The following is a 12,607-nucleotide window of genomic DNA, read 5'->3' as shown; positions in this document are numbered from 1 at the left end:
CAACCAAAATATTACTCTTATTTTGTAAAAATATTACAAATGTTACAAAAAAGTTTAGATTCAGTGATAAAAGCACCATTTTGGCTCTTTTCCTCATGTTTTCGCTAATTTTTCATAAAATAAAGAAGGGTTCCTAAAATCAACATGACAACTAAAACTAGACTATCTGCTAACTTCCATTCTAGCATACGGTATTTGGTCCGCCCGTCTCCACCTTGATACCCCCGTGCTTCCATAGCCGTTGCGAGAGCATCTGCCCGTTTAAAACTCGAAGCAAAGAGCGGGATTAGAATTGGAATGACTGATTTTACCTTTTGAATGAGGCTTCCCTCTCCAAAATCAACTCCACGTGCCCGCTGGGCATTCATGATTCGTGTCGTATCATCCATTAAGGTCGGCACAAAACGCAAGCTCATCGACAACATCAAGCCAATCTCATGAACTGGCACCTTCAAATAGGTAAGAGGAGCAAGTCCTGCCTCAATACCGTCTGCTAAGCTCAAGGGCATGGTGGTCAATGTCAAGAGTGTCGACAAGAAGATAATCAAGACAAAACGGACAAAGATAATCCCCGCCTGCTGTAGTCCTTCCTCCGTCACTTTCAAAATCCAGAATTGCCATAAGACCTCGCGACCACCTGTGAAAAAGACTTGGAAAAAGGTTGTAAACAGGATAATACCTATCATGGGTTTGACACCATTGATGAAAAAGCTCAACTTAATCTTGGATAACAATACAACGATGAGGACAAAGGCAAACAATAAGACATTGGTCACTAAATTATTGGCCCAGAAAATAATCAACAAAAAGCTCATCATGGCAAGCAATTTGCTACGTGGATCCAAACGATGAATCACCGAATCCCCTGGAATATAACGGCCTAAAATCAACTTATCCATGCGCTATTACCTCAACAAATTCGTCAATGGTAATCGGTAAACGCTCAAAGACAAATCCTCTCCGTTCTAAATTCGCTGCAAATTTTGTAATCTTAGGCACTCCCAGCTGGATACTTTCCATAAAATCCACTTCTTGAAATACATCCCTAGGACAACCTGATTTGACCAATTTGCCACTTTCCATAATGAAGACATGAGTTGCAAAATTTGCGACATCATCCATTAGATGAGTCACGAGAACAACTGTCATGCCCGCTTGGTGGAGCTCTTTAAAAATGGACATCAATTCCCTACGCCCTACAGGGTCAAGACCTGCTGTCGGCTCATCAAGCACCAAGACCTTGGGTTCCATAGCAAGAATCCCTGCAATGGCAACCCGTCTCATCTGCCCACCAGACAATTCAAAGGGACTGCGGTCAAACAGGTCTTCTGTGATGCCTACCAAGGCTAGTTTTTCACGCGCAATCGCTTCTGCCTCTTCTTTTGATACTCCAAAATTCTGCGGTCCAAAAGCGACATCTTTCAAAACCGTTTCTTCAAAAACCTGACTTTCTGGGAACTGAAAAACAAGTCCAACTTTTTTACGCACCTGCTTGATGTCCTTATTGACAGAGGTCGGTGTAATGCAAAACTCGTCAATCAAGACGGTTCCTGCCGTTGGGATATTCAAGCCATTCAAGAGCTGCAAAATCGTTGATTTTCCTGAACCCGTATGGCCAATAAGCGCCGTGAAAGAGCCGTCTACAATCTCCAAATCGACACCAAAAAGCGCACGCCCTTCAAAAGGTGTGTTGGCCTGGTATGTATAATCTACTTGTTGGAGAGTAATGCCCATAATGTTTCTTCTAATTCCTCTTCTGTAAAATAGCGTGACGGCAGTTCAAGCCCCTTTTCACGCAATTGCTGAACCAAGGTTACTGTAAAGGGCTGGTCTAGACCCAAATCCTTTAAATCCTCACGCATAAATAAGTCTGCTGGACCACTAATCGATTCAATCTGACCTTTTTTCATGACCATGACCCGATCACTCAAGGCCACTTCGTCCAAATCATGCGTAATCGAAATTACCGTAATCTGATGCTTTTCCTTGATGTCCTTGACAATCCGAATCAACTCCAAGCGCCCTTCAGGGTCCAGCATACTGGTCGCCTCGTCAAGGATAATGATATTGGGACGCAGTGCCACGACTCCTGCAATCGCTACCCGCTGTTTCTGACCACCGGAAAGTCTTGCAGGTTCACGCTTTTTAAAATCAAGCATGCCAACCAATTCCAAGGCTTCCTGCACGCGTTGTTGCATTTCCTCTAGCGGAACACCTTGATTTTCTAAGCCAAAGGCAACATCATCTTCCACCGTTGCTCCGACAAACTGATTGTCTGGATTTTGAAAGACCATGCCAATCTGACGGCGTTTTTCCCAGACATTTTCGGGTGTTAAGACATCACCTGAAATAATAATTTCTCCAGATTCCGCCTCTAAAAGCCCATCAATTAGACGAACCGTAGTTGATTTTCCTGAACCATTGTGACCGATAATGGAAAGCCATTCTCCTTGTTTCACGTGAAACGACACATCATTCAAGGTATAATGCTCATCTTCTTGGTCATATTTATAGCTTACATGTTTTACTTCAATAATATTTGTCATTACTTAAAGGTATCCTTAAATAAATAAGAAGCACCCTTGAAATAATCATAACCTGAATAAAGGGTGAAAAATAGGGCGATGTAAAGGGTGATTGTTCCTAACAACTGCCAATGGAGCAAAAGAAAGATAATGGCAAACATCTGAGAAAATGTTTTTATTTTACCAGGCATCGCCGCAGCAAGCACCGTTCCACCATTTTCAACCAATAGCAAACGCAATCCAGTTACAGCTAACTCCCGACAAATAATAATCGCCACAATCCAAGCAGGAGCAAAGCCAAGCTCAACCAGCATAATGAAGGCTGTCATCACTAAAATCTTATCTGCCATGGGATCGGCAAACTTCCCGAAATTAGTCACCACCTGCCACTTACGCGCCAAGTAGCCATCGAGATAATCCGTCAGACTAGCAAGTGCAAACAGCACTGCTGCTAACATATGACTAGCTAGGCTATTCCACACACTCAAAACAAGTATGAAGACAGGAATCACCAAAATGCGGCCAAGCGTTAAGGCATTGGGAATATGTTCTTTTTTCATGTTAATCCTCATTGTTCAATTGTCAGAATGACATTTCCTGACTGGTTTGTTAAAGCAGATGTGTCCAATTTTTGACCTGCAATGGTAATGTCAACTCCACGTACCACACCGAGTACCAAGGTCGCCGTAGAAGTCCCTGCTGGAAGGGTTGCTGATACTGTAGGAGCTTCTGGGGATAGGGTAAAGCCACCTGCAATTTCTGTCCCTGTTAAGCTTACCCAGCTTGTGACACTTGAAACAGAAAGGGCAACTGTTACAGGCTCCTTAGCACCTTTTACGGTTACCGCCAGATCATTACCGCCACCAGAGGTAATCAAGCTCACGCCAGATGCTTGAGTGCTTGAAGATTCTGATGTGGATGTAGAGGAGGATGAACTGGTAGAAGACGAACTCTCCTCTGTCGTTGTCGTAGATGAAGAAACGACACTATAGGAAGTGCTGGTTTCTTGGTTTCGTGCTTGATTTTGCACACGACTGTAAACGATATAGGTTACAAAACATAGGATAAATGTAGAAGCAAGTAACAAGTAAATAAGTGGCAAATAAGATGTTTTTTTCTTTTTGACCTTATAGCTTCTGCGCAATTCCGACTGTAACTCTGCTTCCTCTCCCGCTTCATAATACATGACTAAACTATTGCGGTCATAGGCATCGAGCAATACAGCTGCATCTAATTCCAGCACTTCAGCATAACGCTGTAAAAATGAACGAGTATAAGTTTTATCTGGAATATAGTCAAAATCATTGTACTCTAAAGCCTGTAAATATTTTGCCTGAATCTTTGTCATTCTCTGTAAATCAGCAAAATTCCAACCACGACTTTCCCTAGCTGCTCGCAACACCTCTCCTATACTTTTTTGTCTCATAAGTTCCTCTCTCTATCAATTAGTTTTCAATACCATATTGTACCAAAAATTTAGGGAAATTTCGATGTTAATTCACTTTTATTTTGGAAAAATGATAAAATCTGCCACATCACACTGAGTCATAAATTGCCGTCCAACCACCAACACATCCTCCAGTGTCAAACTAGTCAGGAGTTCAGGAATATCAAAAATAGATTCGGTTTCTGAAAAATGACTCACAAAATAGCCGACCGTAAACTCTGAAGAGTTGAGACCACGGATAAATTCACCGTACATCTCATTCTTGAGAATTTGGAAATGCTCCTGCGTCACATCCTCATCCCGCTCAAAATTCAAAAAGGCCTTGCGCAACTGACTGGAAACTGTTATTGGCTCTGCCGTATCCCCCGTCACTACTACGAAATGATAGCCCTGCTGAACTTCAATATGAAAACTCAAGGAATGGTCAATCTTATTTGTCTCATAGAGAGTCTGATAACGTTTCGAGGTCCGTCCGATTAGCATGGCAAGTAAAAATGACAGGCAAACCCGGTAATACTGTTCCTTTCCCTTTGCAATAGAATCATTGCCTCGCAGACCGATAGCCAGTTTCGGCAACGCTACTTCCCAACTTTCCTTACCATGCTCGATGACCGCTTCTTTCTGGACAGGAATAGCTACTGGCAATTCCTCTTGTGTCACCTGATTTTCTGCTTGGTAGATATCAATCCAATCAAAAACTTGAGAAACATCTATATCCCCCATGACCACCAACGTCATTGCATTAGGCTGATAAAATTGCTGAAAATTTTCGCGCAAGGTTGCAGCTGAAATCTCGTGAATAGAGGTTGTTGTACCCGCGATATCTTCAGCCAAAGCGGTATTAGGATAAAGACTTTTCAAAATCCCCAGATAAAGACGATGGTCAGGATCATCTGCATACATTTCAATTTCTTGACTGATGATTTCTTTTTCCCTCTCCACACTCTCATCGGTAAAATGCGCCTCTCGTACCATTTTCTGAAGCAAATCAAGCGGGTGACGAAGTTCGCCTGTCGTTGAAAAAAGATAGCTAGTCTGGTTAAGGCTAGTATAGGCATTGGCATTCGCACCATACTTTGCAAACTCCTGCAAGATGTCCCCACCATCTTCCGTCTCAAATAGTTTATGTTCTAAAAAATGTGCAATTCCTGCCGGATAAGACTTGATACCACCACCAATAGATGTAAACCTATTGTCAACAGAACCAAAATCAACCGTTATAATAGCATAGGTTTCATGAAAATCTTTTTTAGGAATCAAGACGACTCTTAATCCATTTTCTAGCTGACACTCATAAATGGGATTTTTTAAGTAAGGATAGGTCTTTTCTGTCAACTTCATCTTTACTGCATAACTCCTTCCATAAAATAGACTGCCTGTAGTCGGACCAATTTTGCTACCCGAATAACATCTTCCCTTGACAATTGATTGACAGATTCTATCCATTCTTGTAAATTAAGTTGACCCTCACCGAAAATAATCTTATTATAGGCTTGATCAATCAGCTGGCTCTGCTTATCCTTAGACAGAGTAGCAGAATGAATCAGCATCATCTTTGTCAATTCCAATTCTTCATCTGTAAAGCAGCCCCTCTTTATATCTAATAATTGCTTACTAATCAATCGCATGGCCTTTTTTCGATTATCCTTGTCAATGCCTGCGTAGACCTTCAAGAGCCCTGAAAAGATATTTAACTGACTTCCGATTGTATAAGCAAGTCCTTCTTTTTCACGAACATTTGTAAATAATTTAGAATGAGCAAATGCGCCAAACAAGCCATTAAAGACGATTAAAGGAATGTTATTGACATCGTTGTAAACATGTTGTAAATGGTAGGCCAACTCTAGAATTGATTGTCCTGCTTCCTTTCGTTCCATTTTTTCTCTGACAATAGTTGAAAAAGGCTGCTGGTAAGTCCATTCTAGCTTGGGATTGCGGTAAGAAAAGCGAAAATCCTGTAGTAGCTTGATGACCATTTCTTGGTCAACTTCTCCTGAAACAAAGAAATCAATCCGATCCAGATGAATCATATCCTGTAAAGCCTTGTAAACGGTTTGAGCAGTCTCTTTCTCTACTAACTCCCGTTTTCCAATCCGCGGAATTTTTAAATGTTCATCTTCAAAAAAGAGAGATGCCAATTCCACATCTGCATGGTAAAAATGGTCTTCTACTTCGGCATCGAGATAGTTCAATAAATTTGTCTGTTCAATCTCAAATAGTTTTAACTCAAAACCATCTTTTTTCACCAAGGGCTTAAATAGACTAGCATAGAGAAAATCAAGCAAGGAAAGTGTCAAATCTGTCTGATTCGGCAAGTAGCTGGACTTGACATACGATAGTCTTATGTCAACATAATGAACCTTGCCCTTTCTTGAGACGCTGGTGGAAAACTGTGCTCCGTACAACTCTGCCAATCGCTTATGAAAGAGATGAGAAGTAGGATAGACTTGATTGGCCATATCTAAGATATTAGAGGCAAGCACACGTCCAGCAACGGTCTCCTTATTCATAGGCGCAGCAAAACGGACCAAAATCTGATTGGTCGTAAACTTATCTGCGGGAATAAAATGAAGCTGGACACCTTCTTGTAATTTCATACGAAACCTCTCTCAAACATTCTAGCTTCAATTATACCATTTTATGATATAATTAACTGAAACGAGGTAATTTATGGACTACAAATTATACGAAGAATACATTATTTTACAAGCATTGTTAAAAGAAGTTGGAGTCATCCAAAGCGGAGGAGCTATTAAGGGATTTTTACAGGAATTCCCCGTCTTTTTTAATGGTGAAAAAGAAGAACGTAGACGCAAAAAAATCCGTATTGGGGATGTCATCAACATTCCAAGTCACGATGTAAACATTATAATAGTGGCACCAACAGAAGCTGAACAAAGAGAATATGAGGAAAACAAGGCTGAAAAAGAACGGGTCGCTCAACTTGTCAAACAGCTCAATGCACAAAACAAAAAGAGCAAACCACAAACCACTTCTTCTCATAAGACCAACAATAATAGACAGAAAAAAGCACCTGTCCGCTTTCCAGGTACCTAAGCATGTGGCTCGAATCATTACATTTACAGCATTTTCGCAATTACCAAGAGCTGGATATTGACTTTCATAATGGATTAAACGTCTTTTTGGGACAAAATGCCCAAGGTAAAACCAACATCTTGGAAAGTATCTATTTCTTAGCCCTTACGCGTAGCCATCGGACACGGATTGATAAGGACTTAATGCAGTTTCAGCAAAAAACTCTTTCACTCAATGGTTTACTCCATCGTAAAGCCGGTAAACTTCCGCTTGACATCGAGTTGACAGAAAAAGGGAGAATCACTAAGATCAATCATCTCAAGCAATCTAAATTATCCGACTATATCGGACACATGAATGTTGTTCTTTTTGCCCCAGAGGATTTACAGCTGATTAAAGGTGCTCCTGCACTTAGAAGAAAATTTATCGATGTCGAATTGGGACAAATCAAGCCAATCTACTTGTCTGATTTATCTAATTACAACCATATTCTCAAGCAGCGAAATACCTATCTCAAATCCTCAGATAAAATCGACGAAACCTTTCTCTCTGTCTTAGACCAGCAATTAGCTGAATACGGCAGCAAGGTCATTTTACAACGAATAGAATTTCTAAAAAAACTAGAGTTCTTTGGCAATCAAAAAGTCCTAGAAATCTCGGAACAACGTGAGGAATTGACCGTCCAATACCAATCTTCTATCAAGTTTACAGATATTGACAGTTTAATTGACAGTTTCTTGACAGAACTAACAAACTGTCGAAAACGAGATTTGTTCAAAAAAAATACCGGTGTAGGACCCCATCGCGATGATATTGCCTTTTTTCTAAACGGTGTAAATGCCCACTACGGAAGTCAGGGGCAACATCGCAGTCTTGTATTATCACTCAAATTAGCTGAGATTGAACTAATGAAAGAAGTCACGCGTGAATACCCTATCCTACTGCTTGACGATGTGATGAGTGAACTTGACAATAACCGTCAAGTTAAATTACTAGAAACTATTTCCCACAATATCCAGACCTTCATCACAACAACGAGCCTTGACCACTTGTCCACACTGCCTGAAGACGTCAAAATCTTCACCGTCCATCAAGGTCATATTCAAGAACAATAAAAAGCTGGCTATGCCAGCTTTAAGATTTAAGAAAAAGTTCTTTTGTGCTACTTTTCTTAGGTGGTGCGGACGGTAGCGACTTCCTGCGGAGTAAAATAATCCAGTGGATTATTTTAGCCCGAGCCCAGAAACAAAGGAGCGAGGATAATCGATTTCTGCGAAATCACGATTTTTATCCTACTCCCTACTTTTACCACAGCGAAAAGTAGCTGATGAGGCTCGCTCTGCTCGCAAAAATCGGAAATCGAATGGTACGTTAGCAGAGCTTTTGAACTTGTTTAAATAAGTCTTGTTTTTTCTACGTTCTGAAAGCTGGCATAGCCAGCTTTTTATCTTTACATATATGTAAAGTATTGTCTCTCGATTTTTTTTAGGACTAGGCTGAGTAAAGCTATAGAAACTACTAATAGGATTTTACGACACCTAATAAGACCGCACCAATCACAAAACAAGCAATTCCAATAGTTAACCAGCGCATTTCTTTGCGCGTTTTAGTTTCACCTAAAAAGAGGATACCACCGATAATCGAGATAATCACACCCAGTTGTGAGAAACTAAAAGCTATAGCAAGACCTGCCTTAGCAGCAGCAAGAAGCATAAAGATATTTCCAATCCCCCACATGAGACCAACTAGTGCATTTTTAATCACAACTGCTTCAAGCTGAATCTTGAATTTCATAAAGATCATCGCACCTAGGACCATGCCGACAGCCATCGGAAGAATAACTGCTAAAGCATCAAAATGCATGATATTATTGAACAAAATCGCATAAGATAGATAACCAGCAGTCGAGTAAGTCAATGCACGGAACCCCTTTCCAAACTCATGGTTGGTATTTGTATAAGATTTCTCATCATCCTGCTTACTAGTGAAGTAAAATCCAATGACAAGGAGCAAAAGAGCAAGAATTCCAAGTAAAAATTGAGTTGGTTTGCTCCATTCACCAAAGATGATTGCACCAATCAAGCTACCAAACACCAATTGAGCACCACTAGATAGAGGATTTGCGACTGACACTCCCATATACTGCATGGAACGGAATTGGCCATATTGCCCCATGGACCAAAGCATACCACCTATGATGCCAAATCCCCATAGAGAAACTGACATTTCTGGTCTGACTATCAGCCAAACAACCAATGCAAACAAGAGCGCTCCCAGTGTCATTCCAAAAGTTTGTTGATTGGGCTTGCCACCAATCTTATTACTGACAAAACCAATACTACCCCAAGCTACCATTGGGATCAGTGCGTATAAAATACCTTGCATTTCTTCTCCTTTACAGATTATTTTACAGTTTTGTAAACTTAATTTACACAATTGTAAATATATCTTATTATTTTCAACATAGTTCCATATTCTAACACAATGGATCGTCTTTGTAAAGACAAAGAAAGAACCTCTGAAACATTTCAGAGATTCTTTAGCGCTATTATTGAACAGAGTAGTTTGGTGCTTCGTTGGTAATTTGGACATCGTGTGGATGACTTTCTTTCAGACCTGCACCACTCATTTCGATAAATTGAGCATTGTCATGCAATTCTTGGATATTAGCTGCACCAACATAGCCCATACCTGAACGAATACCACCGAGCATTTGGAATACGATATCTGCTGCTGCGCCTTTGTAAGCAACACGGCCTTCGATTCCTTCTGGAACCAACTTGTTGGCTTCATTGACAGAGCCTTGGAAGTAACGATCGCTTGAGCCTTTTTTCATCGCAGCAATCGAGCCCATTCCACGGTATGTCTTGAATTTACGTCCTTGGAAGATTTCAGTTTCTCCCGGTGCTTCATCTGTCCCTGCAAACATAGAGCCTAGCATGACCGCATGTCCACCTGCTGCAAGGGCCTTGACAATATCACCAGAATACTTGATTCCACCGTCTGCGATAATCGTTTTTCCGTATTCACGCGCAACCTGTGCTGCATCGTAGATTGCTGTGACTTGCGGTACTCCGACCCCTGCAATGACACGGGTTGTACAGATAGAACCTGGTCCAATACCAACCTTAACTACATCAACCCCAGCATCATAGAGCGCACGAGCACCTTCTGCTGTTGCAATATTTCCTGCAATCAAAGTACGGTCTGGGAAATGCGCACGGATTTCTGCAATCTTGCGCAAAACGCCTGCTGAATGGCCATGAGCCGTATCGATAACAATCGCATCTGCACCTGCTGCAAAGAGGGCTTCTGCACGCTCGAAGGTATCCGAAGTCACTCCAACTGCCCCCGCTACAAGCAGACGACCAAATTCGTCCTTGGCAGCATTTGGAAACTCAATCACTTTTTCAATATCTTTAATCGTAATCAAGCCAGATAAGCGACCATTTTCATCCACAAGAGGAAGTTTTTCAATACGGTGTTCTTGCAAAATGCTTTCTGCCGTCTCTAAATCTGTCCCAACTGGCGCTGTCACAAGATTTTCGCTGGTCATATGAGTTGAAATAGGCTGGTCGTAGTCTGATATGAAACGCATGTCACGGTTGGTGATAATACCGACCAATTTACGATTTTCCATGGTTTCAACGATTGGCACACCACTGATACGATAGCGTCCCATCAATTCATCTGCCTCTTTAATCGTATGATTTGGAGTGAGGAAAAATGGATCGATAATGACGCCATTTTCAGAGCGTTTTACCTTGCGTACTTCATCTGCCTGACGTTCAATTGACATGTTCTTGTGAATGACACCGAGACCACCTGCACGCGCAATCGCAATCGCCATTTTACTTTCTGTTACGGTATCCATAGCTGCCGTAATGATTGGGATATTAAGGGTTAAATTCTCAGCCAGTTTTGTTTGGAGATTGGCATCATTTGGCAAAACGTGACTTTCCGCTGGAATAAGCAATACATCATCAAAGGTAAAACCTTTTTTCAAAAATTTTGTGTCCCAATTAGACATCCACAGATTCCTCTTTTCTTCTTATTTTTTCCAGCTAAGACTAGCTGATTTGTATTTTAAATATCATACCATTTTGAAATCATTTGTCAATTATTATTCGCCTTAAATTACAAATTTTCTTTTAAATAAGATATTAAAGGAATAACATCTTTTATAAAACGAACTTTATGGATATTTTTATTATTTTCGTTCAGAAAAAGAGCAGAAATAATCTTTCTGCTCTTTTTAATATTTGGATTAACTAAAATAATTCAAGCCCATCGCTGCTTTGACTTCTGAAAGAGTTTGACCTGCTACTTGGCGAGCTTTTTCGCTGCCTTTTTGAAGCATGTTGTAGACTTCACCCATGTCCTTAGCAAATTCCAAACGGCGCTCCCGAATCGGGCCTAATTCCCGCTCTAGGATGTCTAATAAATAGCGTTTGGTCTTCACATCTCCAAGGCCACCCTGCTTGTAATGCTCTTTCATCGCTTCGATTTCAGCCTTGTCTTCCTCACGACCAAAGACGTCCAAATAATGAAAGACCATATTGCCCTCAATCTTACCTGGGTCTTCCACCTTGATATGGTCAGGGTCCGTATACATACTCATGACCTTTTTCTTGAGCGTATCCATATCATCAGCTAGATAAATCCCGTTATTTAGCGACTTAGACATCTTGGCATTGCCGTCTAGTCCTGGAAGCCGTCCAGCACCCTCATGTGTCGGATAAATCCCTTCTGGCTCAACTAGGACATCTGTCTGATAGGCATGATTGAAACTACGGACAATTTCACGGGTCTGCTCAATCATCGGTTTTTGGTCAACCCCAACTGGCACATAATTTGCCTTAAATGCAGTAATATCTGCAGCTTGGGCGATAGGATAGACTAAAAATCCTGTCGGAATGCTTTCACCAAAGCCTTTTTGAGCAATCTCTGTTTTCACGGTCGGATTGCGCTCTAAGCGTCCCAATGAAACCAAGTTCATATAATACATGGACAATTCAGCCAATTCTGGTATCTGACTTTGGATGAAGATCGTGGATTTTTCAGGATCCAAGCCCGCTGCCAAGTAATCAAGAGCGACATGCCCGATAGACTCTACAATCTTCTGCGGTTCTTTCGCATGGTCTGTAAGAGCCTGCTGATCTGCCAAAAAGACAAACATGTCATACTTGCCTTCATTTTGCAGACGGACACGATTTTGTAAACTTCCGACATAATGCCCGATATGCAATTTTCCAGTCGGCCGATCTCCTGTTAGTATAATAGGTTTTGTCATGATATTCTCCTTTTCCATACAATAAAACCCACGCACAGCAAAAAGCCATGCGAGGGCGTCAAAGACACGGTGCCACCTCACTTATGAGTCATCTCATCTCATTTGCATATAAGGCCTGCAAGCCGAATCTTTATGATTTCAGATTCTTGATCCATCAGCCCATTCATCAATCGCTATTACCTGTTTTCACCGACCACAGGCTCTCTAAAAATAGCTAATTCACTACTTTTCTGATTCTTTTCAATTATATACCCTAAAAAATAGAAAGTCAAGCCATTCTTAACTTGACGGCAGGGTTAGAATTAG

12 protein-coding genes and 1 other annotated feature are annotated in these 12,607 nt (G+C 41.1%); of the genes, 2 read left to right on the top strand and 10 right to left on the bottom strand.

All coding sequences use genetic code 11. The annotated features are described in order from the left end of the window. Positions 1-104: 104 nt before the first annotated feature. The 7 genes from BU202_RS07185 to yfmF form a co-directional block, all read right to left on the bottom strand. Entirely contained in the window at positions 105-899 is a 795-nt protein-coding gene (locus tag BU202_RS07185) for an energy-coupling factor transporter transmembrane component T family protein (RefSeq protein WP_075105117.1), read from the bottom strand. Further along, the gene (locus BU202_RS07180; RefSeq protein WP_075105116.1) at positions 892-1,734 is read right to left on the bottom strand and encodes an energy-coupling factor transporter ATPase; all 843 of its coding nucleotides are present in this window, start codon (positions 1,732-1,734) and stop codon (positions 892-894) included. Before BU202_RS07180 ends, BU202_RS07185 begins: the two co-directional genes overlap by 8 nt. After that, entirely contained in the window at positions 1,710-2,546 is an 837-nt protein-coding gene (locus BU202_RS07175) for an energy-coupling factor ABC transporter ATP-binding protein (RefSeq protein WP_075105115.1), read from the bottom strand. The genes BU202_RS07180 and BU202_RS07175 overlap by 25 nt, the downstream gene beginning before the upstream one ends. Further along, positions 2,546-3,085, bottom strand: a complete 540-nt coding sequence (gene pgsA, locus BU202_RS07170; protein ID WP_075105114.1) for a CDP-diacylglycerol--glycerol-3-phosphate 3-phosphatidyltransferase — start codon at positions 3,083-3,085, stop codon at positions 2,546-2,548. The genes BU202_RS07175 and pgsA overlap by 1 nt, the downstream gene beginning before the upstream one ends. A gap of 8 nt (positions 3,086-3,093) precedes the next feature. Beyond that, the gene (gene rodZ / locus BU202_RS07165; protein ID WP_075105113.1) at positions 3,094-3,951 is read right to left on the bottom strand and encodes a cytoskeleton protein RodZ; all 858 of its coding nucleotides are present in this window, start codon (positions 3,949-3,951) and stop codon (positions 3,094-3,096) included. A gap of 78 nt (positions 3,952-4,029) precedes the next feature. Further along, positions 4,030-5,313, bottom strand: coding sequence for an EF-P 5-aminopentanol modification-associated protein YfmH (gene yfmH, locus BU202_RS07160; RefSeq protein ID WP_075105112.1), 1,284 nt, complete (start codon positions 5,311-5,313; stop codon positions 4,030-4,032). A gap of 2 nt (positions 5,314-5,315) precedes the next feature. Next, positions 5,316-6,569 carry an EF-P 5-aminopentanol modification-associated protein YfmF gene (gene yfmF, locus BU202_RS07155; RefSeq protein ID WP_075105111.1) on the bottom strand — a complete coding sequence of 418 codons (1,254 nt, stop codon included), beginning with the start codon at positions 6,567-6,569 and terminating at the stop codon, positions 5,316-5,318. Positions 6,570-6,642: 73 nt separating this feature from the next. Between yfmF and BU202_RS07150 the strand changes: the two genes are divergently transcribed. Both BU202_RS07150 and recF read left to right on the top strand, forming a co-directional pair. Beyond that, positions 6,643-7,029, top strand: coding sequence for an RNA-binding S4 domain-containing protein (locus BU202_RS07150; RefSeq protein ID WP_075105110.1), 387 nt, complete (start codon positions 6,643-6,645; stop codon positions 7,027-7,029). A 2-nt stretch (positions 7,030-7,031) separates the two neighbouring features. After that, positions 7,032-8,123 carry a DNA replication/repair protein RecF gene (gene recF / locus BU202_RS07145; protein ID WP_075105109.1) on the top strand — a complete coding sequence of 364 codons (1,092 nt, stop codon included), beginning with the start codon at positions 7,032-7,034 and terminating at the stop codon, positions 8,121-8,123. Between the two features lie 403 nt (positions 8,124-8,526). On the opposite strand, the gene BU202_RS07140 is transcribed toward recF, so the two are convergent. The 3 genes from BU202_RS07140 to trpS form a co-directional block, all read right to left on the bottom strand. After that, complete coding sequence (locus BU202_RS07140) at positions 8,527-9,393, bottom strand: GRP family sugar transporter (protein WP_075105108.1); 867 nt, start codon at positions 9,391-9,393, stop codon at positions 8,527-8,529. Positions 9,394-9,556: 163 nt separating this feature from the next. Then, positions 9,557-11,038: an IMP dehydrogenase gene (gene guaB, locus BU202_RS07135; RefSeq protein WP_075105107.1), complete on the bottom strand. Its 1,482-nt coding sequence runs from the start codon at positions 11,036-11,038 to the stop codon at positions 9,557-9,559. A gap of 237 nt (positions 11,039-11,275) precedes the next feature. Continuing rightward, a complete protein-coding gene (trpS, locus tag BU202_RS07130) occupies positions 11,276-12,301 on the bottom strand; it encodes a tryptophan--tRNA ligase (protein WP_075105106.1) in 1,026 nt (341 codons plus the stop codon). 48 nt (positions 12,302-12,349) lie between these two features. After that, positions 12,350-12,549, bottom strand: a binding site (T-box leader). Positions 12,550-12,607 lie beyond the last annotated feature (58 nt).

The sequence above is a fragment of the Streptococcus cuniculi genome (genome assembly GCF_001921845.1).
Classification (GTDB): domain Bacteria; phylum Bacillota; class Bacilli; order Lactobacillales; family Streptococcaceae; genus Streptococcus; species Streptococcus cuniculi.
This window is presented reverse-complemented; position numbering and strand designations above follow the sequence as displayed.

Bases quoted from the DNA above. Each gene is read 5' to 3' on its own strand.
- BU202_RS07185 (WP_075105117.1), bottom strand. From the start codon at position 899: ATGGATAAGTTGATTTTAGGCCGTTATATTCCAGGGGATTCGGTGATT.
- BU202_RS07180 (WP_075105116.1), bottom strand. From the start codon at position 1,734: ATGGGCATTACTCTCCAACAAGTAGATTATACATACCAGGCCAACACA.
- BU202_RS07175 (WP_075105115.1), bottom strand. From the start codon at position 2,546: ATGACAAATATTATTGAAGTAAAACATGTAAGCTATAAATATGACCAA.
- pgsA (WP_075105114.1), bottom strand. From the start codon at position 3,085: ATGAAAAAAGAACATATTCCCAATGCCTTAACGCTTGGCCGCATTTTG.
- rodZ (WP_075105113.1), bottom strand. From the start codon at position 3,951: ATGAGACAAAAAAGTATAGGAGAGGTGTTGCGAGCAGCTAGGGAAAGT.
- yfmH (WP_075105112.1), bottom strand. From the start codon at position 5,313: ATGAAGTTGACAGAAAAGACCTATCCTTACTTAAAAAATCCCATTTAT.
- yfmF (WP_075105111.1), bottom strand. From the start codon at position 6,569: ATGAAATTACAAGAAGGTGTCCAGCTTCATTTTATTCCCGCAGATAAG.
- BU202_RS07150 (WP_075105110.1), top strand. From the start codon at position 6,643: ATGGACTACAAATTATACGAAGAATACATTATTTTACAAGCATTGTTA.
- recF (WP_075105109.1), top strand. From the start codon at position 7,032: ATGTGGCTCGAATCATTACATTTACAGCATTTTCGCAATTACCAAGAG.
- BU202_RS07140 (WP_075105108.1), bottom strand. From the start codon at position 9,393: ATGCAAGGTATTTTATACGCACTGATCCCAATGGTAGCTTGGGGTAGT.
- guaB (WP_075105107.1), bottom strand. From the start codon at position 11,038: ATGTCTAATTGGGACACAAAATTTTTGAAAAAAGGTTTTACCTTTGAT.
- trpS (WP_075105106.1), bottom strand. From the start codon at position 12,301: ATGACAAAACCTATTATACTAACAGGAGATCGGCCGACTGGAAAATTG.